This is a genomic window from Neisseria oralis, from assembly GCF_045062685.1.
Classification (GTDB): Bacteria; Pseudomonadota; Gammaproteobacteria; order Burkholderiales; family Neisseriaceae; genus Neisseria; species Neisseria oralis.
In genome coordinates, this window is record NZ_JBJGEB010000008.1 from 20278 (window position 1) to 43597 (window position 23320).

A 23320-nucleotide genomic window follows, 5' to 3' on the forward strand; every position below is an offset into this window, starting at 1 on the left:
ATAAGGAAACCGCATGAGCGCATTGAAAATCGCCATCGCCGGCGTCAACGGCCGCATGGGGCGCGTACTGGTTGAAGCCGTCAACAACCATCCCGACACCGTCCTCTCCGGCGCACTCGAACACTCCGGTTCCGAAGTATTAGGCTTGGACGCAGGCTTCGCCTCCGGCATCAAAACCGGCATCGCCATTTCAGATGACGTTGATGCCGTTCTCGCCCAAAGCGACGTACTCATCGACTTCACCCGTCCCGAACCGACCCTGAAACACCTGCAAAAATGCGTGGGAAAAGGCGTCAACATCATCATCGGCACTACCGGTTTCGACGACGCGGGCAAAGCCGCCATCCGAGCCGCCAGCGAAAAAATAGGCGTCGTCTTCGCCGCCAACTTCAGCGTCGGCGTCAACCTCACCTTCCACATCCTCGACACCGTCGCCCGCGTCCTCAACGAAGGCTACGACATCGAAATCATCGAAGGCCACCACCGCCACAAAGTCGACGCCCCCAGCGGCACCGCCCTGCGCATGGGCGAAGTCATCGCCGACGCGCTCGGCCGCGACCTCAAACAATGCGCCGTTTACGGCCGCGAAGGCCATACCGGCCCGCGCGATCCGTCCACCATCGGCTTCGCTACCGTCCGCGCAGGCGACATCGTCGGCGACCACACCGCCCTCTTCGCCACCGACGGCGAACGCGTCGAAATCACCCACAAAGCCAGCAGCCGCATGACCTTCGCCGCCGGCGCCGTCCGCGCCGCAGTCTGGGCAAACGGCAAAACGGGTTTGTACGATATGCAGGACGTACTGGGTTTGCGCAACTGAACGTTCCGTGCCGCCATTTTCAAAATCCTTTGAATGAGGCCGTCTGAAACTGGGTTTTCAGACGGCCTCCAAGTTTTCCCGATTCGTCCGGCCGTATTTGCTACAATACCGCTTTACCACACGCCACACGCCCCATCATGACCACACCTCAATCCAGCACACTCCGGCAAATCTTCTCGCGGAACATGCTGATCTGCATCTTCACCGGCTTCACTTCGGGCCTGCCGCTGTATTTCCTGATCAACCTGATTCCGGCCTGGCTGCGCAGCGAACACATCGACCTGAAAACCATCGGTCTGATGGCTTTAATCGGCCTGCCGTTTACTTGGAAATTCATCTGGTCACCCGTAATGGACGCCGTGCGCCTGCCCTTTCTCGGCCGCCGCCGCGGCTGGATGCTGGTTACGCAAATCGGCCTGCTGCTGGCCCTTGCCGCCTACGCCTTCCTCAACCCGCACCAACACCTGCCCGTCATCATCGGCCTCTCCGCCGTCGTCGCCTTTTTTTCCGCCAGTCAGGATATCGTGCTGGACGCTTTCCGCCGCGAAATCCTGCCGGACGAAGAACTGGGCCTAGGCAACTCCATCCACGTCAACGCCTACCGCATCGCCGCCCTCGTCCCCGGCTCGTTGAGCCTGATTTTGGCCGACAGGATGCCGTGGGGCAACGTCTTCATCATTACCGCCCTCTTCATGCTGCCCGGCCTGCTGATGACGCTGTTTCTCGCCAAAGAACCCGACCTGCCGCCCGCCGCACCGCGCACACTGGTTCAGACCGTGGTTGAACCGTTTCAAGAATTTTTCTCGCGTAAAGGCACGAAACAAGCCGCCTTGGTGCTGTTGTTCATCTTCCTGTACAAACTCGGCGACAGCATGGCCACCTCGCTGGCCACCCCGTTTTATCTCGACATGGGTTTCAGCAAAACCGACATCGGCCTGATTGCCAAAAACGCCGGCCTCTGGCCCGCCGTCATCGCCGGCATACTCGGCGGCATCTGGATGCTGAAACTCGGCATCAACAAAGCACTGTGGCTCTTCGGCGTCGTACAGGTCGTGACCATCCTGGGATTTGTCTGGCTGGCCGGCTTCGGCAGATTTGACACCATCACCCTGACCGAACAAATGATGCTCGCGGGCGTTATCGGCGCGGAAGCCGTCGGCGTCGGATTGGGTACCGCCGCCTTTGTATCCTACATGGCGCGCGAAACCAATCCCGCCTTTACCGCCACCCAGCTCGCCCTGTTTACCAGCCTCTCCGCCGTACCGCGCACCTTTATCAACGCCACCACCGGCTACCTGATCGAATGGCTGGGCTACGTCCATTTCTTCTGGCTCTGCTTCATACTGGCCCTGCCGGGCATGTTCCTGCTGCTGAAAGTCGCACCTTGGGGCGGGGATAAACCGACAAACTGAACCCAAGCGCAATCCTGCGGTTTATTGCCTGTCTAACCCGAAAAACAGACGGCAATAAACCGCAGGATTGTTTCCGAACCAAGGCCCTCCGGCCGGATTTCAGACGGCCTTTTACCGTCGGATATGCTATAATCCGCCGTTAAATTTCTCTATTTTCAGGAAAAACCATGAGCTTGAAATGCGGCATCGTCGGCCTGCCCAACGTCGGCAAATCCACCCTCTTTAACGCGCTGACCCAATCGGGCATCGAAGCGGCAAACTATCCCTTCTGCACCATCGAACCCAACGTCGGCATCGTCGAAGTGCCCGACCCGCGCATGGCGGAACTGGCGAAAATCGTCAATCCGCAAAAAATGCAGCCCGCCATCGTCGAATTCGTCGACATTGCCGGTTTGGTCGCAGGCGCGAGCAAAGGCGAAGGCTTGGGCAACCAGTTCCTCGCCAACATCCGCGAAACCGACGCCATCGTCAACGTCGTGCGCTGCTTTGACGACGACAACATCGTCCACGTTTCCGGCAAAGTCGATCCGATTGCCGACATCGAAACCATCGGCACCGAACTAGCCCTTGCCGACCTCGCCAGCGTCGAAAAAGCCATCGTCCGCGAAGAAAAACGCGCCCGCTCAGGCGACAAAGACGCGCAAAAACTGGTCGAGCTGTGCAAAAAACTGCTGCCGCATCTAGACGAAGGCAAACCCGTGCGCTCCTTCGGCTTAGACGCGGAAGAACTCGCCATGCTCAAGCCACTGTTCCTGCTGACCGCCAAACCCGCCATGTATGTCGGCAACGTTGCCGAAGACGGTTTTGAAAACAATCCGCACCTCGACCGCCTGAAAAAATTGGCTGAAAAAGAAAACGCCCCCGTCGTTGCGGTATGCGCCGCGATGGAGAGCGAAATCGCCGAATTGGAAGATGACGAAAAAGCCGAGTTCCTCGCCGAAATGGGCTTGGAAGAGCCAGGCTTGAACCGCCTGATCCGCGCCGGCTACGACCTCTTGGGCCTGCAAACCTACTTCACCGCCGGCGTCAAAGAAGTCCGCGCCTGGACCATCCACAAAGGCGACACCGCCCCGCAAGCCGCCGGCGTCATCCACACCGACTTCGAACGCGGCTTCATCCGCGCCCAAGTCATTTCCTACGACGATTTTGTCTCACTCGGCGGCGAAGCCAAAGCCAAAGAAACCGGCAAAATGCGCGTGGAAGGCAAGGAATATATCGTGCAGGATGGGGATGTGATGCACTTTTTGTTTAATGTTTAAATTCTAATATATTAATTATATAAATTTAAAGGATAAATCATGGAAAAATCTAATACTGATTTTGAAGAGTTTGATTTAACTGATACCGTTCCACCAAAAGATATTTTTGCGTTTAATGAATTACGCTCTTGTGCAGACTTAAAGCGCATGTATGATAAAAAACAGATAGACATATCTCCTGCTTTCCAAAGAAATCAAGTGTGGAAATTAACTGACCAAGTACGTTTCTTGGATTCTTTACTAAAGAACCTTCCAATACCAAGTATGTGTATAGGTCTAGATATAGATAATAACCAAAGAATTGTAATTGACGGTCTTCAACGTATTTCTACAATTATTAGATTCTTATCTATCGCAAACCATGAGCAATAAGATTTAAAATTACCATCACTAAATGATATTAATGAGAATTTATCAGGTAAATTCATACGTGAAATTGCAGAAAATCATCCTGAAATTATTGAAACTATTGAAAATGCTACCATACCGATAACTATTTTACGTTGTTCACTATCCAATAAAAGTCATATGGACTATATATTTACTATATTTCATAGACTTAATACAGGTGGTGCAAAACTCAATTCGCAGGAAATACGGAATGGTATATTCAATGGTGAATTTAGTAAATTTTTAACTCGTATCTCAGCACAATACGAGAAAGAATTATCAACTCTACTTAATCAAGAAAATAAACGTTTTTCATTTGAAGAATTTATATTACGCTTTTTTGCATTTAATGACCGTGCAGAAGAATATCAAAGCCCTTTAACACGTTTTTTAAACGAGTATATGTCAGATCATAAAAATGCTAATGAAGCATTTTTAAACCAAAAAAATGAGTTACTCTCAAAAACTATTAATATACTAAAAAAAGGAGGACTTGACGAAGATTCAAAATCAAGAGTAATTGCCGATGCCGTTCTGTATGGCATTAGTAAAAATTTATCCTTTCTACAAGATAAAGATAAAGATTTTTTAATATCTTGCATAAAAAAGATGAAAGATAACGAATATTTCTCTGCTAATGAATTACAAGAAGGTATTTTCAAAACTAATAAAGTAAAAAATAGATTGAAAGCTGCACAATTGGCATTCTCTGGAGTGTAAATAGTGGAAACTCAATCAATTGAGAAAGTCTTAATATCTCTAGTTAAAATGTATGATGATGAATCTGAACAAATATCGAATGATCTACTGTGCAAAATGGCGGCATTGGAACTGTGTGGTTGGCTGGAAGAAATACATGATAATTTGATTTTATCTTCTTTAGATTTAATGCATCCTTTGGCCCAAGGAAGCACAAACCATGATTTTTCCAAGCTTAAAAGTTCCGTAACAAAAAAAATCAATGAAATGCACGGATTAAGTTACTCTAACCATTTAAGAATATTACTAGAAAAATTATTAGGCCCTTACCTAGTTTTGAAACTTGAATACGATATTATAGAAATAGACAAATTACGTTCTGAATTAGACGGACTACACGAATATAGAAATCAATTAGCTCACACCAGCCTTTGCGGAATTGAACAACAGCAAACACTATATGCGCCTAATGTTATTCTAAATAAATTTCGTATAATTCATTCTGTTCTAATTCAGGTTGAAGACTATCTTCTAAATGGGACAATCTTAAAATGACCTCCGTTATCCAAGATTTGAAAGCGCGCGGCCTTATCGCGCAAACTACCGACATCGAAGCCTTAGACGCTTTGTTAAACGAACAAAAAATCGCCCTCTACTGCGGTTTCGACCCAACAGCCGACAGCCTGCATATCGGCCACTTGTTGCCCGTGTTGGCATTGCGCCGTTTCCAACAGGCGGGGCATACGCCGATTGCTTTGGTGGGCGGCGCGACCGGCATGATCGGCGACCCCAGTTTCAAAGCGGTGGAGCGCAGCTTGAATTCCGCCGAAACCGTTGCCGGCTGGGTAGAAAGCATCCGCAACCAATTGAAACCGTTTTTGAGCTTTGAAGGCGAAAACGCCGCCATTATGGCGAACAACGCCGACTGGTTCGGCAGCATGAACTGCCTCGACTTCCTGCGCGACATCGGCAAGCATTTCTCCGTCAACGCCATGTTGAACAAAGAATCCGTCAAACAACGTATCGAGCGCGACGATGTGGGCATTTCCTTCACCGAGTTCGCCTACTCCCTGCTGCAAGGCTACGACTTTGCCGAATTGAACAAACGCCACGGCGCGGTTTTGGAAATCGGCGGCTCCGACCAATGGGGCAACATCACCGCCGGTATCGACCTGACCCGCCGTCTGAACCAAAAACAAGTATTCGGCCTGACCCTGCCGCTGGTCACCAAATCCGACGGCACCAAATTCGGCAAAACCGAAGGCGGCGCGGTATGGCTGAACGCGAAGAAAACCTCGCCGTATCAGTTCTACCAGTTCTGGCTGAAAGTTGCCGATGCCGATGTGTATAAATTCCTGAAATACTTCACCTTCCTGTCTATCGAAGAAATCGATGCCATCGAAGCGAAAGACAAAGCCAGCGGCACCAAGCCCGAAGCGCAACGCATCCTTGCCGAAGAAATGACCCGCCTGATTCACGGCGAAGCCGCCCTGCAAGCCGCGCAGCGCATTTCCGAAAGCCTGTTTGCCGAAGACCAAAGCCATCTCACCGAAAGCGACTTCGAACAGCTCGCACTCGACGGCCTACCCGCATTTGAAGTTTCAGACGGCCTCAACGTCGTCGAAGCCTTGGTTAAAACCGGCTTGGCCTCGTCCAACAAAGAAGCGCGCGGTTTTGTGAACAGCAAAGCGGTATTGCTCAACGGCCAAGCCGCCGAATTAAACAACCCGAACCACGCCGCCGAACGCCCCGACGATGCCTATCTGCTGACCGACGCGCACAAACGCTTCGGCAAATACACCATCGTGCGGCGCGGCAAACGCAACCACGCGCTCTTGGTTTGGCAATAAACCCGATGCCGGAGGCCGTCTGAAAAATATTTTTCAGACGGCCTTTCCCCTGCCGACACCGGCATCACATCAACATCATTCCCGTCTTTAATCTTCCGCTATTACCCATGAACATCACCCAAATCCTCTCCCAAGAACTCTCCGCCACTGCCGCGCAAATCACCGCTGCCGTCGAGCTTTTGGACGACGGCGCGACCGTGCCCTTTATCGCCCGCTACCGCAAGGAAGCCACGGGCGGGTTGGACGATACGCAGCTGCGCCAGCTTGCCGAGCGGCTGCAATACCTGCGCGAGTTGGAAGAGCGCAAAGCCGTTGTTTTAAAAAGCATTGAAGAGCAAGGCAAACTTTCAGACGACCTCAGGGCGCAAATCGAAGCCGCCGACAACAAAACCGCGCTGGAAGACCTGTATCTGCCCTACAAACCCAAACGCCGCACCAAGGCGCAAATCGCGCGCGAACACGGTTTGCAGCCGCTGGCGGACGTGTTGCTTGCCGAGCAGCCGCAGGACGTGGAAGCTGCCGCGCAAGGTTACCTGAACGAAAACGTCCCCGACACCAAAGCCGCGTTGGACGGCGCGCGCGCGATTCTGATGGAGCAATTTGCCGAAGACGCGGAACTCATCGGCAAGCTGCGCGACAAGCTGTGGAACGAAGCCGAAATCCACGCGCAAGTCGTTGAAGGCAAAGAAACCGAAGGCGAAAAATTCAGCGATTATTTCGACCACCGCGAACCCGTGCGCGCCATGCCCAGCCACCGCGCGCTGGCGGTTTTGCGCGGCCGCAACGAAGGCGTGTTGAACATCGCGCTCAAATACCAGCCCGACGACACGCCGATGACGCAGCAAAGCGAATACGAGCAAATCATCGCCCGCCGTTTCAAGGTTTCAGACAACCACAAATGGCTGCGCGACACCGTGCGCCTGACTTGGCGCGCGAAAATCTTTCTGTCGCTGGAACTCGAAGCCTTAGGTCGTCTGAAAGAAGCCGCCGACACCGACGCGATTACCGTGTTCGCCCGCAATCTCAAAGACTTGCTGCTCGCCGCGCCCGCCGGACGGCTGACCACGCTGGGCCTCGACCCCGGCTACCGCAACGGCGTGAAATGCGCCGTGGTGGACGACACGGGCAAGCTGCTGGATACCGTCATCGTCTATTTACACCAAGAAAACAATATGTTGGCAACACTGTCGCGCCTGATTAAACAACACGGCGTGAAGCTCATCGCCATCGGCAACGGCACCGCCAGCCGCGAAACCGACAAAATCGCGGGCGAACTGGTGCGCGGAATGCCGGAAATGGGGCTGCACAAAATCGTCGTGTCCGAAGCCGGTGCGTCCATCTATTCCGCGTCCGAACTGGCGGCGCGCGAGTTCCCCGACTTGGACGTTTCCCTGCGCGGCGCAGTGTCTATCGCCCGCAGGCTGCAAGACCCGCTTGCCGAGTTGGTCAAAATCGACCCCAAATCCATCGGCGTGGGCCAGTATCAGCACGACGTGAACCAAAGCCAGCTCGCCAAATCGCTGGACGCGGTGGTCGAAGACTGCGTGAACGCCGTCGGCGTGGACGTGAACACCGCCTCCGCCCCGCTCTTGGCGCGGATTTCCGGCTTGAATCAGACCCTTGCCCAAAACATCGTCGCCTACCGCGATGAAAACGGCGCGTTCGACAGCCGCAAAAAATTGCTGAAAGTACCACGTTTGGGCGAAAAAACCTTCGAGCAGGCGGCCGGCTTTTTGCGGATTAACGGTGGCAAAGAGCCGCTGGACGCAAGCGCCGTCCACCCCGAAGCCTATCCCGTCGTCGCCAAAATGCTGGCACAACAAGGCATTACCGCCGCCGAACTCATCGGCAACCGCGAGCGCGTCAAGCAAATCAAAGCGTCCGACTTCACCGACGAGCGCTTCGGCCTGCCGACCATTCTGGACATCCTGTCCGAGCTGGAAAAACCCGGCCGCGACCCGCGCGGCGAGTTTCAGACGGCCTCATTCGCCGAAGGCATCCACGAAATCAGCGACTTGCAAGTCGGCATGATACTCGAAGGCGTGGTTTCCAACGTCGCCAACTTCGGCGCATTCGTGGACATCGGCGTCCATCAGGACGGCTTGGTGCACATCTCCGCCCTGTCCAATAAGTTCGTCCAAGACCCGCGCGAAGTGGTGAAAGCCGGCGACGTGGTGAAAGTGAAAGTTCTGGAAGTCGACGCCGCCAGAAAACGCATCGCGCTGACCATGCGCTTGGATGACGAAGCGGGCGGCGCAACCAAAGGCAACAGGCCGTCTGAAAGCAAACACTCCGAACGCCGCGACCGCAAACCCCAACGCAACGACCGCGCCCCGACCAATTCGGCGATGGCGGATGCGTTTGCGAAGTTGAAACGGTAATTTATGCATCAAAAAATATAAAATTTGATTCACAGTGAAATTTGCGTATCAAAAAAGAGCTGCAAAATAATTTGCGGCTCTTTTTTTATGAAATCCAATTCGCAAATTTATTTGCAACTCAAATTTGATGTACAATTCGACTTGTTAATCAAGTTTTCAAAAATAAGATACATAAATGAATGCTTCCGCCATAGATTTAAGCCGCGCCGTTACCTACCACCTCGGCGCATTCCCGCCCAAAGAGCTGGAATTATCACGTTTTTTCGATGAAATACTCTCTGCAACCGACGCACTTTCGCGTTACGACCAAATGTTAAAAACCCTGCACAACAGCGAAATTCTGCTGGCACCGCTGCGCAGCCGCGAAGCAGTCATCTCGTCGCGTATCGAAGGCACCATCAGCACATTGGACGAAATCCTGCGTTATGAAGCGGAAGCCGAACAGAAGCAGACAACGCGGGAAGTGCGTCAAGATACGGTGGAAACCCTGCTCTATCAGCGCACCCTGAGAACCGCACAATCGGCCTTGAAGGACGGGCATCCACTCAGTGCATCCATGCTGCGCTCCATGCATCAAGGCCTGCTCAGTTTCGGACGCGGGGCGAACAAAACGCCAGGACAGTTTAAAACCGAACAGAACTATATCGGCCGGCGCGGTTCGCGGCAGATAGATTTTGTTCCCGTGGCACCCGAACATTTGCAGGCAGGTTTGGACACATTGTTTGAATACATCAACACCAGCGATGCCAAGCCATTGATTAAAACCGCCGTTTCCCATATAGAATTTGAAGCACTGCATCCGTTTAAAGATGGCAACGGACGCATCGGCCGGATGTTGATTCCGCTGTTGCTTTGGCAAATGCGGCAGATTAGCGAACCGCACTTCTATATCAGTCATTTTTTTGAAGAAAATAAAGACGAATACATCGAACGGATGCGCAATGTTTCGGCACACGGCGACTGGTCGGGATGGTGCGCATTTTTCTGCCGCGCCGTCAGCGAGCAGGCAAGGCAAAATCTGGATATTGCCGAAAAAATTACCGCACTGTATGAAGACATGAAAAACAGGCTGCCCGACTTGCTGGCATCCAAATGGACATTAACCGCCTTAGACGCGCTATTTACCCAGCCAGTTTTCAAAGCCAACCGCTTCGCCATCGGGCACGACATCCCCAAACCAACCCTGCAAAAACTGCTGAAAACTTTATCGGACAACCAAATCATCCACACCATCGAACCGGCAGCAGGCAGCCGCGCCGCATTATATTCGTTTGAACCCTTGTTGGAATTAGTACGGATTTAATCCGTTTATACAATCGAGGCCGTCTGAAAACCGTTTTCAGACGGCCTCCGAAACCCATATACTGCCAATTCCACAATCCGCTGCCGTTTGTTTCCCGCCGTTAAACACTCTTTTTCACTGCCACCGGTTCATCAAACCGCAAAAATACAATAAAATGCCGAACTATCTCATTTGAAAGAAAAACCATGAACCTGAAAAAAATCTCCCTCGCCGCCCTCACCCTGTTCGCTTTGGCTGCCTGCGGCGGCAAAACTGAAACCAGCGTCCCCGCCGACGGTGCGCAGCAAAGCACCTCCAGCGCACCGGTTCCCGCAGCGGTAACCAGTTTGGTCGAAGGCCAAAACTATACCGTCCTGCCGGTATCGATTCCGCAGAATCAGGCGGGTAAAATCGAAGTATTGGAATTTTTCGGCTATTTCTGCCCGCACTGCCAGCATCTGGAGCCCGTGCTGACCGAACACGTCAAAACGTTTAAAGACGATACCTACCTGCGCGGCGAACACGTCGTTTGGAATGCCGAAATGAAACCGCTGGCGCGCTTGGCCGCAGCCGTGGACATAGCCGGTGAAAAAGCCAAGGCCGACAGCCTGATTTTCAATGCCTACATCAACCAGAAAATCAATCTGGCCGATGCCGATACCGTGAAGAAATGGCTGAACGAACAAACCGCCTTTGACGGTAAAAAAGTATTGGCGGCCTACGAATCGTCCGAAAGCCAAGCCCGCGCCGACCAAATGGAAAAACTGACCAACACCTACCAAATCACCAGCACCCCTGCGGTTATTGTGGGCGGCAAATACGCGGTTAAATTCGCCGACTGGCAGTCCGGTATGCAGACCGTCGATCTCTTAATCGACAAAGTACGCGAAGAGCAAAAAACGCAACCCGCGAAATAACCGGCCCTGCGCCGTATCAACGGAAAGACCGTCTGAAATATCGTTTCAGACGGCCTTCTTGTTATGGAGTCGGCGATACTGGGCTATTTTCCTCCGCCATGCTTTCCCTGCGCCTGTAACGGGCATAAAATCTAAGTGGCAGTTCCCTTCTTTCACAAACCAAGGAGACAGATTATGCGTGGCTCGAAATCAGTTGCATTGTTGTGCGCTTTGGCATTCAGCGCGCCGGTTTTTTCTGCCAAACTGACCAAAACGCTGCCCGGAGATTTGACAACGGCGCAGGCGCAGGCGGTGGTGCAGGCTTCGATGAAAAAAGCGCATGAGATTAAGGTGCCGATGAATATCGCGGTCATGGACGCAGGCGGTAATTTGAAGGCGTTTGCGCGTATGGACGACGCGTTTATCGGCAGCATCGATATTGCGCAGAAAAAAGCGAAAACGGCACGCTATTTCAATATGTCCACCCGCGATTTGGGCAAGGCTTCGCAACCGGGCGGCGAGCTCTACGGTATCGAAGTAACCAATAACGGCTTGGCCATCTTTGCCGGCGGCGTACTGCTGGTAAACAAAGCGGGCGTTATCGTCGGCAGCGTGGGCGTCAGCGGCGGCTCGGTGGATGAAGACGAAAGCGTGGCCAAAGCGGGCGCTGCGGCTTTGCCAAGCAGATAAGCGGGATATTGTAAGGCCGTCTGAAAACCTTGTTATCGGTTTTCAGACGGCCTTTTGCTTGTTCCGCCAGCAATCAGTCTTTCAACTTCGCCAACTGATTTTGAACTTTCGTCATTTTGTCTTCCAACTCCGCCAAATCGGCTTTGTCTTTTTCCACCAGATGCGCGGGGGCTTTTTCGGTGTAGCCGGGTTTGGAGAGTTTGGCATTGAGTTTGTCCAAGGCTTTTTGCAGCTTCTCGGCCTCTTTGCTCAAGCGGGCGGTTTCGGCGGCTTTGTCGATTTCGACTTTCAGCATCAGGCGCGCGCCGTTGCAGACGGCGACGGGCGCGTCTTCGCTTTCGGGCAGGGCGGCGACTTGCTGTGCTTCGGTCAGGCGGGTCATCATCGGCAGGTATTTGAGGTAGTCCGCCAAGTCGTCCGCGCTTTCGACAAACAGCGGGGCTTTCACGTTGGGCTGGATGCCCATTTCGCCGCGCAGGTTGCGGACGGCACCAATCAAATCCTGCAACACGGTCATTTGCTCGAAGGTCGTCTGAACGATTTGTTCGCGGTCGGCTTCGGGGAAACGGGCGAGCATGATGCTGTCGGCGGTTTTGGCGTCGCACATGGGGGCGACGGTTTGCCACAATTCTTCGGTGATGAACGGGATAATCGGATGCAGCAGGCGCAGGGCGGCTTCGAGTACGCGCAATAAGGTATGGCGTGTGGCGCGCTGGCGGCTGGCGCAGCCGGTTTGGAGCTGCACTTTGGCGAGTTCCAGATACCAGTCGCAATAGTCGTTCCACACGAAGCTGTACAGGGTTTCCGCCGCCAAATCAAAGCGATAGGTTTCATAGGCTTGCGTTACTTGCTCGATGGTCTGATTCAGACGGCCTATGATCCACATATCGGGGAAGGAGTAGCCGCGCGGTTCGGTGGCGGTTGCGCCGTAGCCGCAGTCTTGGTTTTCGGTGTTCATCAAGACGAAGTTGGTGGCGTTCCAGATTTTGTTGCAGAAGTTGCGGTAGCCTTCGGCGCGTTTGAAGTCAAAGTTCACGCTGCGCCCCAAGCTGGCGTAGCTCGCCATGGTGAAGCGCAAGGCGTCCGCGCCCATGCTGGGGATACCTTCGGGGAAGAGTTTTTTCGTGGCTTCTTCCACTTTCGGCGCGGTTTCGGGTTTGCGCAGACCGGTCGTGCGTTTCACCAGCAGCGTGTCCAAGTCGATGCCGTCAATCAAATCGACGGGGTCGATGACGTTGCCTTCGGATTTGGACATTTTTTTGCCTTCGTGGTCGCGCACGATGCCATGGATGTACACGTCTTTAAACGGTACTTTGCCGGTGAAGTGGGTGGTCATCATAATCATGCGCGCCACCCAGAAGAAGATAATTTCGTAGCCGGTGACCAAAACATTGGACGGCAGGAAGGCTTTGAGTTCGTCGGTTTCAGACGGCCAGCCGAGCGTGGAGAACGGCACGAGCGCGGAGGAGAACCATGTGTCCAATACGTCTTCTTCGCGGGTCAAACCGGTTTTGCCGGCTTGTTTTTCGGCTTCCGCCTGATTGCGGGCGACGTAAACATTGCCTGCTTCGTCGTACCACGCGGGGATTTGATGCCCCCACCACAGTTGGCGCGAGATGCACCAGTCTTGGATGTTGTTCATCCATTGGTTGTAGGTGTTGACCCAGTTTTCAGGGATAAAGCGTACCGCGCCGCTGTCGACGGCTTTTTTGGCTTTGTCGGCGAGGCTCAAGCCTTTGAAGTCGCTGTCGGGTTCAGGGCATTTAGGTTGTTGGTTTTTGTTGCCAAAAAATTTGATTTCTCTACCTTCAATCCTTTCCTGAATTGCTTCATGTACTTCGTACATTCGGAGGTTATCTGGATTATTAGGTTTATCCGACATCGCCACAAACCATTGACTGGTCAGCATCGGCTCAATCACTGAGCCGGTACGGTCGCCTTTCGGCGTCATCAGCGTGTGTGCTTTGATTTCGACCAACAAGCCTTGTTCCTGCAAATCGGCAACCATTTGTTTGCGCGCGGCAAAGCGGTCTAAGCCTGCGTATTTTTCAGGCAGGGCAAAGCCTTGTTGCGCTTCGCCTTTGAAGTTGAACACTTCGGCGTTTGCCAGCACTTTGGCTTCCAAGTCAAATACATTAACCAAGCGCGTGTCGTGGCGTTTGCCGACTTCGTAGTCGTTGAAGTCGTGCGCAGGCGTGATTTTCACGCAACCGGTACCGAAGTCTTTTTCAACGTATTCGTCGGCAATCACGGGGATGGTGCGGCCGGTCAGCGGCAGGATTAATTCTTTGCCAATCAAATGGGTATAACGTTCGTCTTCAGGATTGACGGCAACGGCCACGTCGCCCAGCAGCGTTTCAGGGCGGGTGGTCGCCACGATAACGGCTTCGGCAGGATTGTCGGCCAGCGGATAGCGGATGTGCCACATAGAGCCTTGTTCTTCCACGCTTTCCACTTCCAAATCCGATACCGCCGTGCCCAATACCGGATCCCAGTTCACCAAGCGTTTGCCGCGGTAAATCAAGCCCTGTTCATACAGGCGCACGAATACTTCGGTCACGGTTTCGGCGCGCACATCGTCCATCGTGAAATACTCGCGCGTCCAGTCGGCAGAGCAGCCCACGCGGCGCATCTGCTGCGTAATCGTGCCGCCGGAAACTTCTTTCCATTCCCACACTTTTTCCAAGAATTTTTCACGACCCAAGTCATGACGGGACACGTTTTGCGCGGCAAGCTGGCGCTCAACCACGATTTGCGTGGCGATGCCCGCGTGGTCGGTGCCCGGAATCCAGGCGGTGTTGCAGCCTTTCATGCGGTAGTAGCGGGTCAGGCCGTCCATGATGGTTTGGTTGAAGGCATGGCCCATGTGCAGCGTGCCGGTTACGTTAGGCGGCGGCAGTTGGATGGAAAAAGACGGTTTGGTCAAATCCATATCGGGCTGGAAATAACCTTGGGTCTCCCAGTTTTGATAGTGTTTGGATTCGATTTCGGCGGGATTGTATTTGTCTAACATGGTAAAAAATGCTGTCTGTAAAAGGGTTTGCGGGCAAACGTCTGTTTAAAAAATAATTGCGGATTATAGCGCAAAAAGGCCGTCTGAAACGATATTCCGTTTCAGACGGCCTTTTTGAAACAAACCAAAACGGGCTTATTTGCCTTTGTCGGATTTGGCTTCTTTCTTCAGGGAAGCGTACAACTCAGGGTCGCGGTTTTTCAGCAAGGAGGCCACGGCCAAATCCTCACGGTTGACTTTTGCCAAGTCCACACGTTCGATATGCACCAAGCGCAGCAGTTCGCGTACGGGTTTGGGCATGTTGCGACCGGACTCATAACGCGAACCGCCCGACTGGGTTACACCGATGCGGCTCCAAAAGTCCATTTGATTTAAACCGAGTTTTTTGCGGATATCGCGGATATTGTCAATTTTCTCAAACGACTTCATGAAATTTCCTTCTTTATTTATCTAAAACTCAAATCCGGCCGACGGAGAACCGCTCCGCCAACCTCACAGATTATCAACAATTAAAGTGTAAGCTCTATAATTTTCCGAAACACTGTAGTTTAGACAGCATAATCCAAAGAAGTTTTATCGATGTTGTCATAATCTGGATAAATATTTCCAAACTAACTTTTTTCAGAAAAATTATATTATACAAATCAAAAAGTTATAATTTTATGTAAATAAGCTATAAAGCATATTTTACACAAATAAACACTCTTAAATATCAAGGCCTTCCGCTTGCAGGGCTGATAGTAAGGATTTCGCAGCCGGTTTCCGTTACCAAAACTTCATGTTCCCATTGGGCGGAAAGCGAACGGTCTTTGGTAACCACTGTCCAGCCGTCGGGGAGAATGCGCAGGTGGCGTTTGCCTTGGTTAATCATCGGTTCGATAGTAAAAATCATGCCGGGCTTCAAAACTAAGCCTTGGCCTTTGCGGCCGTAGTGCAGGACTTGCGGGGCTTCGTGAAAGCCGCGTCCGATGCCGTGGCCGCAAAATTCCTGCACGACGGAATAGCCTGCGTTTTCGGCAACCTGCTGGCAGGCGTAGCCGACATCGCCGAGCGTGGCGCCGGGTTTGACGGCGGCGATGCCTGCCATCATGGATTCGTGGGTAACGTCAATCAGACGTTGGGCAATGGGGGAAATTTTGCCGACGGCAAACATGCGGCTGGAGTCGCCGTGGAAGCCGTCTTTTTTGATGGTCAGGTCGATGTTGATGATGTCGCCTTCTTTGAGCGGCTTGTCGTCGGGGATGCCGTGGCAGATGACGTGGTTGACGGAAGTACAGCAGGATTTGGGATAAGGCGGGTTGCCGTAGTGCAAGGGGGCGGGATAGCCGCCTTGGACGTTTACATGATAGTCGTAAACGAGTTTGTCGATTTCGTTGGTGGTGATGCCGGGTTTGACGAATTGGCCGATGTAGTCGAGGGCTTCGGCAACGAGTTTGCCCAGCTCGCGCATTTTTTCGATTTCTTCGGGGGTTTTGATGATGACTTCGTTCATGATGCTTCCTTGATGTTTTCAGACGGCCTGCGGGGATTCCGATGCCGTCTGAAAGAATTGAAACCGTCCGAATCCGGTTTTAAACCGTCTGTATCATCGTACAAATCAAACCGGCGGAACGGACGGGCCTTAAAAAAGTTCGTCCATCTCTTCTTTTTGCTGCTGGGATTGGGGTTTGGCCTGTTCCGGTACGGGTTTGGTTTCGGCGGGCGGTTCCGGTTCGGGTTTCGGAGGTTCTTTGCGCGTTTCCGGCTCCGGTTGTTCGTTTTGCGGCGGAGGCGGAGGTGTTACGGCTTGATTGTCGGGTTTGTCCTGTTTGGCCGCAGCAGGCTGGTTCGGACCGGCATCGGTTTCTGAGGCATTACTGCGGGTGGCGGGTTGCTGGCGGGCGGAACCGCTGTCGGCGGCGGCAGGGCTTCCGCTATTGATTGGAGCGGGCGGAACCATCCGGTCATCCGTAATGCCCGTCGGATGCTGACCGCCCGCATTCGGATTGATGACGATGCCGCCTGCCGGCACGGCGCCCGACCCTTCGGGTTTCAATACTTCCACGCGGCCCGTGCCTGTTTCGTCTTTGGGCTGCGCCTCGATGGGGCGCGCTTTGTCGTGCGAATTGAACGTGCCCACCACGCCGACGATGACGGCGACAATGGCTGCGGCACAAACGCTCAACACGGCGGTAACGAGGTGTTTGGGTTTGAGCTGGAAGGGCTGCGGTTTAGGTTTTCTGGATACCGGCATAGTTTGTTTCCGTTCCTTTTTAATAGATTCCCTTGGGATGAAAGACTGTTTCCGTACAGGCCGTCTGAAACCGGATGCCTCAGGATTTCAGACGGCCTTTGAAATGATTAGACCGTTTGGTTTTATTATGGTTTAACGTAATTCTGATACAGCGTAACGACCTTCTGCACGCCGTAGGTGGTGCTGACTTTTCGGGTAACCTGCTCCTGCTCTTCCGGCGTCAGGATGCCCATGATGTAGGTTACATTGTCGTAGGTAACGATTTTGACGCGGCTCTGCGTGGCCGGCTTCAGGCCGAGCAGATAGGTGCGGACTTTGGACGTGCCCCATGAATCGGCCGCGACATCGCCGAACGTGCGCGGCTGCGGGGCGACATTGATATAGTTGTACACGCCTTGGGCCGCCTGCTCGGAACGGGCGACCTGTTCGGCAAATTTTTTCTCTTCTTCGGTGGCCACCTGTCCGAGCAGCAGCAGATGGCGGTTGTAGCCGACCACGCTGATTTTCGGCGTGTAACCCGTTACCTGGTTATTCTGGCGCAGGTAGGAACGGATGGTGTTTTCGACGCGTACCGACATAACGCTGTCGTCGGCCTGCGCGCCGGTGGTACGGCGGTCGGCCAGCGATTTGCCGCCTACGGCCGCCCCGCCCAAAACCGCGCCCACGCAGCCGCTCAGGGTCAGACTCAATACGGCGGCGGTCAAAACCGGCTTGACATAGTGTTTGATTTTCATAATTTTCCTTTGTGCAAATGATTTTCAGACGGCCTGCCGCTCCGCTTTCGGGAACGGCAGGCCGTCTGAAAGAATTACATGCCTTCAAGCAGCATCGTGTCGATACAGTCGCAGATGGCGTGAATCAATAGAATATGGTTTTCCTGAATACGCGCGGTGCGCGGGTACGGCACATTGAGCAGGATGTCGCTGTCTTGCAGCATGGCGGCGATTTTGCCGCCGTCGCGTCCGGTCAGGGCGATGACCCGCATGTCGCGCTCGTGTGCCGCTTTAATGGCTTCGATGACGTTGGCGGAATTGCCCGAAGTGGAAATGCCGACCAAAACGTCGCCCGCACGGCCCAGCGCGCGCACCTGCTTGCTGAAAATATGCTCGAAACCGTAGTCGTTACCAATGGCGGTCAGCGCGGAAGTATCGGTGGTCAGGGCGATGGCGGCCAGCTCCATGCGTTCCTTTTCAAAACGTCCGGTCATTTCGGCGGCAAAATGCTGCGCGTCGGCAGCCGAACCGCCGTTGCCGCAAATCAGGAACCTGCCGTCGTTCATCAGGCACGCCAGCAGCAATTCCGCCGCCTGCGCGGTCGGTTCGACCAACACCTCGGCCGCCTGCTGTTTCGCTTTGATGCTTTCGGCAAAATGCGCGGCAACGCGCTCTTGTAATGTCGTCATATCCAAATCAGCCTGTAATATTCTGCACCCATTCGGGCGGGTTTTCTCCCTGAATCAGCACCGCATCCAAGCGGCACGGCGCATGACTCAGACCGTGTTGCTGCAAGTAATGTTCCGCAGTTTTCCGCAACTTTGCCAGCTTTGAAGGCGTAATGCTGTATGCCGCACCGCCGAAACCGCCGTTTTTTCGGTATTTTACTTCAACAAACAGAATCGTGTTACCGTTTTTGACTATCAAATCGATTTCGCCGAAAGCGCAGTGCCAGTTCCTCTCCACCAGCCTGCACCCCCTGCCCTGCAAAAACGCCATCGCGGCATCTTCACCCGCCGCACCCTGTTTATGGTTCAAACGCATGATGTCTCCCACCTTCAAAACAAAGCCGCCCGCCCGATTTCCCTTATAATACCGGCAGCACGATAATCCCATTCCGACTTTCAGACGGCCTCCGACATGATTCAGAAACAACTCCAGAAAGCCTGCGGCAGCATTATGCCCAAAACATTATACGTTGTCGCCACGCCCATCGGCAATTTGGCCGACATCACCCTGCGCGCGCTCGCCGTCCTGCAAAACGCCGACCTTATCTGCGCCGAGGACACCCGCGTAACCGCCCGCCTGCTGAGCGCATACGGCATACAGGGCAGGCTGGTCAGCGTGCGCGAACACAACGAGCGGCAGATGGCAGACAAAATCATCGCCCATCTTTCAGACGGCCTCACCGTCGCCCAAGTCTCCGACGCAGGTACGCCCGCCGTGTGCGACCCCGGCGCCAAACTTGCCGAGCGCGTGCGCGAAGCCGGATTCAGAGTCGTTCCCGTCGTCGGCGCCAGCGCGGTGATGGGCGCATTGAGCGCGGCGGGCGTAACCGAATCCGATTTTTATTTCAACGGCTTCCTCCCGCCCAAATCCGGCGAACGGCAGAAGCTGCTTGCCAAATGGGCGCAAGCCGATTTTCCGGTGGTCATGTTCGAAACCCCGCACCGCATCGAAGCCGCCCTGTCCGACATGGCCGCCCTGTTTCCCGAACGCAGGCTCACCCTCGCCCGCGAAATCACCAAAACCTTCGAAACCTTTTTAAGCGGCACCGTTTCCGAAATCCAAACCGCCTTACAGGCCGACAACGACCAAATCCGCGGCGAAATGGTGCTCATCCTCCACCCCGCCCGCCGCGAAAAACACGACGGCCTGCCCGAAGCCGCGCAACACATCATGAACATCCTCGCCGCCGAGCTGCCGACCAAACAGGCCGCCGAACTGGCCGCCAAGATTACCGGCGAAAGCAAAAAAGCCCTGTACGACTTGGCGCTGGCCCGCAAAGATAAAGGCAAGGCCGTCTGAAAACCCGTCCCGCAGGAAATCCGCAATGTTTACCGTACAACGCATCTACGACTACCGGCCCGCCGCCGGACAAACCGCCGTCTTCATCGACCGCCTCTACCCGCGCGGCGTAACCAAAGAAAAATTTGCCGCCGCCGAATGGCTGAAAGCCATCGCCCCCAGTGCAGAGCTGCGCCGCTGGTATCACGAAGACCCCGCGCAACATTTCGCCGCCTTCGTAACCCGCTACCACGAAGAATTGCAGGGCGAAACGCAGCAAAAAGCCGTCGCGCACCTCTTGGAGTTGGAAAAACAGCACGGCGCCGTGCTGATACTGACCGCCGTCAAAAACCCGCAGCAGTCGCACGTCTCCGCGCTGGCGCAATACCTGGGCATCCCCTTCGTTTACCGATAGGCCGTCTGAAACGCCTGCGGAAAACAATATTTGCATTCCGCAAACCCGTGTTGCTATAATACTGCCTTATTCGGAATGTAGCGCAGCCCGGTAGCGCACTTCGTTCGGGACGAAGGGGTCGGAGGTTCGAATCCTCTCATTCCGACCAAATATCAAACCCGCTTCGGTTTCCAACACCGAAGCGGGTTAATTTTTCAAAGCGCAATTCGTCGTTTCACCGTTCGGGCAGTCATGCAGACATCCCGTCATTCCCCGTCAGGTTTTCAGACGGCCTCGGCAATTAAAATCCGCCTTATCCCGTTTTCGCCGCAAATCCAATCAGTATAGGTTGGGCATCCATGCCCGACAATGCCCCCATCCGATTTACGGCAACCCTCTACCCGTCATTCCCGCGCAGGCGGGAATCCAGACCTTTCCCTTGTGGAACCGTGGAAGAAAAAAGGTTACCTCACCCCGACATTCTGGATTCCCGCCTGCGCGGGAATGACGATAATTTAAGTTGCCTGAATGCTTTAAACACCATTCCATTAACTCTGATGGTTTTTGGCAGTAATGCCCAACATCCCATTACTAACGGCAAGGGGATGGTAAGAAATTTTTTGGAATCGCATCTGCCGCCGACGAATCACATGCCCACACAATAATGTTTTCAGCATTACCAGAAGGATTAACGGTCGGCACTAATGTTAAAGTTTTCCGTCTGATGGCAACATTCGCCTTATCACTCATCGTAATAGTAATTTTTCCATTTGCATCTACCTTTACCGTTTGCACATATTTCCCATTCGGGCTATCGGCCGTACCATAATTACCGATGCTTATCCACCCCTGCCCGAAATACGAGGTACTAATATCTGTTTTAATCGTACTGGCAAATAATAATGCTTCCGTTACCTGTGCGCGGGCTGTGTAATTATTGTAAATTGGAAAAGAAATAGCTGCCAAAATACCGATAATTGCTATTACTATCATCAACTCAATCAGAGTAAATCCCTTTTGTAAAATCGCATGTATCATTTTATTTCCCAAGCAATATTTAAGACAACTGCAATTACTTCTTGATTAAATTTTCACTATAAAATGAGCGTATCTCCTGTATAACCAACGAGATACGCTCTATTCAATTAAATATTAAAAATTAACGGCAAGCGGCAGGAATGTATTTAGCTTCCAAATTACCGGCAGCACCACCGGCAGCACCACCACCAGATTTTTTGGCTTTACATTCCCATGTTACGGCACCAGAAGCAGCAGTAGGGGTCAGAACGATTGATGCGCCTTTTACACCATCGGCAACGCCTGTTGAATTCATCAAAGCAGTGATTACACCATTAGCTCCGATGGTAACCGAAGTTACATACTTACCTTTAATATCGGTGGAGGCAGCAACACCTGCGTCCGCATTATTTTTAGGAAATTCACCTTTATCTGCATAGTATTCAGTTACAGCGGTTTTTTGACCGTCGGCCAAAGTAACTGCTTCGGAAATTTGCGCGCGGGCTGTGTAGTCTTGGTAAGCCGGCAGGGCGATGGCGGCCAGAATACCGATAATGGCTACGACAATCATCAATTCGATCAGGGTGAAACCTTTTTGCATTGCTTTCATTTTATAAACTCCAGTTTAAAATGTGAATAAATTGTTTAATGTTATAAATAAAATCCGTAATGTGCTTGGCACGTTTCTATTATGAGTAAAACCTAAAAGAAGGAATATACAGCTTCCCGGCTTGGCTTTTACTACTTTCCAGCTTTGCCGGACATTAGGTATCAAGCAACGGGCGTGCCAATCAGCTATATTTTTTCGAATCTTTATTTACAACTTTGTTTTTAAACATTTTTATATTCATTTAGCCTGCGAGCGGTATTTCTTGGGTGCTAATATGCCAAATATTTATTCATGCAATATGACGTTTTCCGTCATATTGTGCTTTTATGATTAAGGCATTTTTTACATTTTCCGTCATATGTCATTTTTTGGCACATGCGGTTTGCGCGTTATGTATATCGAAACAGGCGGTATGTCTTGCCGATTGTCGGTTTTGCATCGTTATTTCCCTCAGCGTGCCGTCGGGCATAAATGCCCGACCTACTTTATTGCGTCCTTAACCGTCATTTCCGCGCAGGCGGGAATCCAGAACACGGCATTTTAGGAAACCTTTTTTCCGACAAGTTTATGTACGGACAGGTCTGGATTCCAGCCTGCGCGGGAACGACGGGGACGGGTATAAAGTGCCGAGGCCGTCTGAAAATATTTTCAGACGGCCTCTTGGTTTGTTTTATCGCAATGCACTGTTTCAATCAGCAATGTACCAGCGTGCCTTCATTTTCGCCGGTAACGACACGTTTGAGCGAGCCTTGTTTGGCGATACCGAAGACGACGATGTTGAGTTTGCGTTCGCGGCAGAGGGCGAAGGCGGTCGCGTCCATGACTTTGAGGTTTTTGTTCAAGGCTTCGTCAAAAGTGATGGTTTCGTAGCGCGTGGCGGACGGGTCTTTTTTCGGGTCTGCGGTATAAACGCCGTCCACGTTGGTGGCTTTGAGCATAACGTCGCAGTTCATTTCCGCTCCGCGCAGGGCGGCGGCGGTGTCGGTGGTGAAGAACGGGTTGCCCGTACCGGCGGCGAAGATGACGACTTTGCCTTCTTCCAAATATTGAATGGCTTTAGGACGGGCGTAGGTTTCGGCGATTTGCTGCATGGAAAGTGCGGATTGTACGCGCGCTTTGATGCCGAGGGTTTCGAAGGCATCTTTGAGGGCGAGCGCATTCATAACGGTTGCCATCATGCCCATGTAGTCGGCAGTGGCGCGGTCCATACTGCCTGCTTGGGCGGATACACCGCGGAAGATGTTACCGCCGCCGACAACGATGCCGACTTGTACGCCCATTTTGACGACTTCGGCGATTTCACCGACGGTTTGGACGATGGTGTCGTGGTTGATGCCGAAAGGGTCGGAACCCATCAGGGATTCGCCGGAGAGTTTCAATAATACGCGTTTGTATTTGATTTGCTGTGTCATGGGATACCTTGCTTTCTTTGGGTGGATAGCGCTCGTTATGCAGGGCAAACTGACCATTCGATAACGGCGGTATTTTGCTCCGTAAAACGGCATATTCTGCGTTAAAAATACTCGCAAGATGTCCAATCTTGCTGCGCTTTTTGCCTTGAATCTGCCGTTTTCCGTACAAAAAACCGACTCGTTCCAAATGCTCAGTTCACCCTGTGGCGCTGCTTCAATTCGGGGAAAGGGCGTTTGATTTT

Annotated in this window: 23 protein-coding genes and 1 tRNA gene; 14 read left to right on the plus strand and 10 right to left on the minus strand. The window is 52.7% G+C overall.

The window, feature by feature from the left end; genetic code table 11:
- Positions 1–13 precede the first annotated feature (13 nt).
- From dapB to ACI43T_RS08475, 11 genes are all read left to right on the plus strand, one after another.
- Positions 14–820 (plus strand): 4-hydroxy-tetrahydrodipicolinate reductase, encoded by an 807-nt coding sequence (dapB, locus tag ACI43T_RS08425; protein WP_405386483.1) that lies wholly within the window; start codon positions 14–16, stop codon positions 818–820.
- A gap of 137 nt (positions 821–957) precedes the next feature.
- Entirely contained in the window at positions 958–2232 is a 1275-nt protein-coding gene (locus ACI43T_RS08430; protein WP_293276074.1) for an AmpG family muropeptide MFS transporter, read from the plus strand.
- A gap of 167 nt (positions 2233–2399) precedes the next feature.
- On the plus strand, positions 2400–3491 hold the full coding sequence (gene ychF / locus ACI43T_RS08435) for a redox-regulated ATPase YchF (protein ID WP_405386485.1): 1092 nt from the start codon (positions 2400–2402) through the stop codon (positions 3489–3491).
- Between the two features lie 39 nt (positions 3492–3530).
- The gene (locus tag ACI43T_RS08440; protein WP_405386488.1) at positions 3531–3863 is read left to right on the plus strand and encodes a DUF262 domain-containing protein; all 333 of its coding nucleotides are present in this window, start codon (positions 3531–3533) and stop codon (positions 3861–3863) included.
- Between the two features lie 156 nt (positions 3864–4019).
- On the plus strand, positions 4020–4601 hold the full coding sequence (locus tag ACI43T_RS08445; protein ID WP_405386490.1) for a hypothetical protein: 582 nt from the start codon (positions 4020–4022) through the stop codon (positions 4599–4601).
- Between the two features lie 3 nt (positions 4602–4604).
- Positions 4605–5135, plus strand: a complete 531-nt coding sequence (locus ACI43T_RS08450) for a hypothetical protein (protein WP_405386492.1) — start codon at positions 4605–4607, stop codon at positions 5133–5135.
- A complete protein-coding gene (gene tyrS / locus ACI43T_RS08455; protein WP_405386494.1) occupies positions 5132–6430 on the plus strand; it encodes a tyrosine--tRNA ligase in 1299 nt (432 codons plus the stop codon). The genes ACI43T_RS08450 and tyrS overlap by 4 nt, the downstream gene beginning before the upstream one ends.
- Positions 6431–6537: 107 nt before the next feature.
- The gene (locus ACI43T_RS08460; protein ID WP_405386496.1) at positions 6538–8811 is read left to right on the plus strand and encodes a Tex family protein; all 2274 of its coding nucleotides are present in this window, start codon (positions 6538–6540) and stop codon (positions 8809–8811) included.
- A 175-nt stretch (positions 8812–8986) separates the two neighbouring features.
- Positions 8987–10114 (plus strand): Fic family protein, encoded by a 1128-nt coding sequence (locus tag ACI43T_RS08465; RefSeq protein ID WP_405386498.1) that lies wholly within the window; start codon positions 8987–8989, stop codon positions 10112–10114.
- A gap of 185 nt (positions 10115–10299) precedes the next feature.
- Complete coding sequence (locus ACI43T_RS08470) at positions 10300–11010, plus strand: thiol:disulfide interchange protein DsbA/DsbL (RefSeq protein ID WP_009175001.1); 711 nt, start codon at positions 10300–10302, stop codon at positions 11008–11010.
- A gap of 174 nt (positions 11011–11184) precedes the next feature.
- Positions 11185–11679, plus strand: a complete 495-nt coding sequence (locus tag ACI43T_RS08475) for a GlcG/HbpS family heme-binding protein (RefSeq protein WP_293276081.1) — start codon at positions 11185–11187, stop codon at positions 11677–11679.
- Positions 11680–11752: 73 nt separating this feature from the next.
- Here the strand turns inward: ACI43T_RS08475 and ACI43T_RS08480 are convergent, their stop codons facing one another.
- The 7 genes from ACI43T_RS08480 to ACI43T_RS08510 form a co-directional block, all read right to left on the minus strand.
- Positions 11753–14692 (minus strand): valine--tRNA ligase, encoded by a 2940-nt coding sequence (locus tag ACI43T_RS08480; RefSeq protein WP_405386501.1) that lies wholly within the window; start codon positions 14690–14692, stop codon positions 11753–11755.
- Between the two features lie 135 nt (positions 14693–14827).
- Entirely contained in the window at positions 14828–15121 is a 294-nt protein-coding gene (locus ACI43T_RS08485) for a helix-turn-helix domain-containing protein (RefSeq protein ID WP_009175004.1), read from the minus strand.
- A 283-nt stretch (positions 15122–15404) separates the two neighbouring features.
- On the minus strand, positions 15405–16184 hold the full coding sequence (gene map / locus ACI43T_RS08490) for a type I methionyl aminopeptidase (protein ID WP_293276083.1): 780 nt from the start codon (positions 16182–16184) through the stop codon (positions 15405–15407).
- 129 nt (positions 16185–16313) lie between these two features.
- The gene (locus ACI43T_RS08495) at positions 16314–16925 is read right to left on the minus strand and encodes a hypothetical protein (RefSeq protein ID WP_405386504.1); all 612 of its coding nucleotides are present in this window, start codon (positions 16923–16925) and stop codon (positions 16314–16316) included.
- A 125-nt stretch (positions 16926–17050) separates the two neighbouring features.
- A complete protein-coding gene (locus ACI43T_RS08500) occupies positions 17051–17659 on the minus strand; it encodes a BON domain-containing protein (protein WP_009175007.1) in 609 nt (202 codons plus the stop codon).
- Positions 17660–17733: 74 nt separating this feature from the next.
- Positions 17734–18327 carry a phosphoheptose isomerase gene (locus ACI43T_RS08505; RefSeq protein ID WP_009175008.1) on the minus strand — a complete coding sequence of 198 codons (594 nt, stop codon included), beginning with the start codon at positions 18325–18327 and terminating at the stop codon, positions 17734–17736.
- A gap of 7 nt (positions 18328–18334) precedes the next feature.
- A complete protein-coding gene (locus tag ACI43T_RS08510) occupies positions 18335–18682 on the minus strand; it encodes a YraN family protein (protein WP_405386508.1) in 348 nt (115 codons plus the stop codon).
- A gap of 96 nt (positions 18683–18778) precedes the next feature.
- On the opposite strand from ACI43T_RS08510, the gene rsmI reads away from it, so the two are divergent.
- The 3 genes from rsmI to ACI43T_RS08525 all read left to right on the plus strand — a co-directional run bounded on the left by rsmI (position 18779) and on the right by ACI43T_RS08525 (position 20208).
- Positions 18779–19666, plus strand: coding sequence for a 16S rRNA (cytidine(1402)-2'-O)-methyltransferase (gene rsmI / locus ACI43T_RS08515; RefSeq protein ID WP_308025023.1), 888 nt, complete (start codon positions 18779–18781; stop codon positions 19664–19666).
- Between the two features lie 25 nt (positions 19667–19691).
- Entirely contained in the window at positions 19692–20060 is a 369-nt protein-coding gene (locus ACI43T_RS08520; protein ID WP_293276086.1) for a DUF488 domain-containing protein, read from the plus strand.
- Positions 20061–20131: 71 nt separating this feature from the next.
- Positions 20132–20208, plus strand: a tRNA-Pro gene (locus ACI43T_RS08525).
- Positions 20209–20630: 422 nt separating this feature from the next.
- Here ACI43T_RS08525 and ACI43T_RS08530 read toward each other — a convergent pair.
- The 3 genes from ACI43T_RS08530 to pyrH form a co-directional block, all read right to left on the minus strand.
- Complete coding sequence (locus tag ACI43T_RS08530) at positions 20631–21077, minus strand: pilin (RefSeq protein ID WP_314107402.1); 447 nt, start codon at positions 21075–21077, stop codon at positions 20631–20633.
- A gap of 121 nt (positions 21078–21198) precedes the next feature.
- Positions 21199–21666, minus strand: a complete 468-nt coding sequence (locus ACI43T_RS08535) for a pilin (protein ID WP_405386511.1) — start codon at positions 21664–21666, stop codon at positions 21199–21201.
- 692 nt (positions 21667–22358) lie between these two features.
- The gene (gene pyrH / locus ACI43T_RS08540) at positions 22359–23078 is read right to left on the minus strand and encodes a UMP kinase (RefSeq protein ID WP_293276089.1); all 720 of its coding nucleotides are present in this window, start codon (positions 23076–23078) and stop codon (positions 22359–22361) included.
- Positions 23079–23320: the final 242 nt, after the last annotated feature.

Bases quoted from the DNA above. Each gene is read 5' to 3' on its own strand.
- dapB (WP_405386483.1), top strand. From the start codon at position 14: ATGAGCGCATTGAAAATCGCCATCGCCGGCGTCAACGGCCGCATGGGG.
- ACI43T_RS08430 (WP_293276074.1), top strand. From the start codon at position 958: ATGACCACACCTCAATCCAGCACACTCCGGCAAATCTTCTCGCGGAAC.
- ychF (WP_405386485.1), top strand. From the start codon at position 2,400: ATGAGCTTGAAATGCGGCATCGTCGGCCTGCCCAACGTCGGCAAATCC.
- ACI43T_RS08440 (WP_405386488.1), top strand. From the start codon at position 3,531: ATGGAAAAATCTAATACTGATTTTGAAGAGTTTGATTTAACTGATACC.
- ACI43T_RS08445 (WP_405386490.1), top strand. From the start codon at position 4,020: ATGGACTATATATTTACTATATTTCATAGACTTAATACAGGTGGTGCA.
- tyrS (WP_405386494.1), top strand. From the start codon at position 5,132: ATGACCTCCGTTATCCAAGATTTGAAAGCGCGCGGCCTTATCGCGCAA.
- ACI43T_RS08460 (WP_405386496.1), top strand. From the start codon at position 6,538: ATGAACATCACCCAAATCCTCTCCCAAGAACTCTCCGCCACTGCCGCG.
- ACI43T_RS08465 (WP_405386498.1), top strand. From the start codon at position 8,987: ATGAATGCTTCCGCCATAGATTTAAGCCGCGCCGTTACCTACCACCTC.
- ACI43T_RS08470 (WP_009175001.1), top strand. From the start codon at position 10,300: ATGAACCTGAAAAAAATCTCCCTCGCCGCCCTCACCCTGTTCGCTTTG.
- ACI43T_RS08475 (WP_293276081.1), top strand. From the start codon at position 11,185: ATGCGTGGCTCGAAATCAGTTGCATTGTTGTGCGCTTTGGCATTCAGC.
- ACI43T_RS08480 (WP_405386501.1), bottom strand. From the start codon at position 14,692: ATGTTAGACAAATACAATCCCGCCGAAATCGAATCCAAACACTATCAA.
- ACI43T_RS08485 (WP_009175004.1), bottom strand. From the start codon at position 15,121: ATGAAGTCGTTTGAGAAAATTGACAATATCCGCGATATCCGCAAAAAA.
- map (WP_293276083.1), bottom strand. From the start codon at position 16,184: ATGAACGAAGTCATCATCAAAACCCCCGAAGAAATCGAAAAAATGCGC.
- ACI43T_RS08495 (WP_405386504.1), bottom strand. From the start codon at position 16,925: ATGCCGGTATCCAGAAAACCTAAACCGCAGCCCTTCCAGCTCAAACCC.
- ACI43T_RS08500 (WP_009175007.1), bottom strand. From the start codon at position 17,659: ATGAAAATCAAACACTATGTCAAGCCGGTTTTGACCGCCGCCGTATTG.
- ACI43T_RS08505 (WP_009175008.1), bottom strand. From the start codon at position 18,327: ATGACGACATTACAAGAGCGCGTTGCCGCGCATTTTGCCGAAAGCATC.
- ACI43T_RS08510 (WP_405386508.1), bottom strand. From the start codon at position 18,682: ATGCGTTTGAACCATAAACAGGGTGCGGCGGGTGAAGATGCCGCGATG.
- rsmI (WP_308025023.1), top strand. From the start codon at position 18,779: ATGATTCAGAAACAACTCCAGAAAGCCTGCGGCAGCATTATGCCCAAA.
- ACI43T_RS08520 (WP_293276086.1), top strand. From the start codon at position 19,692: ATGTTTACCGTACAACGCATCTACGACTACCGGCCCGCCGCCGGACAA.
- ACI43T_RS08530 (WP_314107402.1), bottom strand. From the start codon at position 21,077: ATGATACATGCGATTTTACAAAAGGGATTTACTCTGATTGAGTTGATG.
- ACI43T_RS08535 (WP_405386511.1), bottom strand. From the start codon at position 21,666: ATGAAAGCAATGCAAAAAGGTTTCACCCTGATCGAATTGATGATTGTC.
- pyrH (WP_293276089.1), bottom strand. From the start codon at position 23,078: ATGACACAGCAAATCAAATACAAACGCGTATTATTGAAACTCTCCGGC.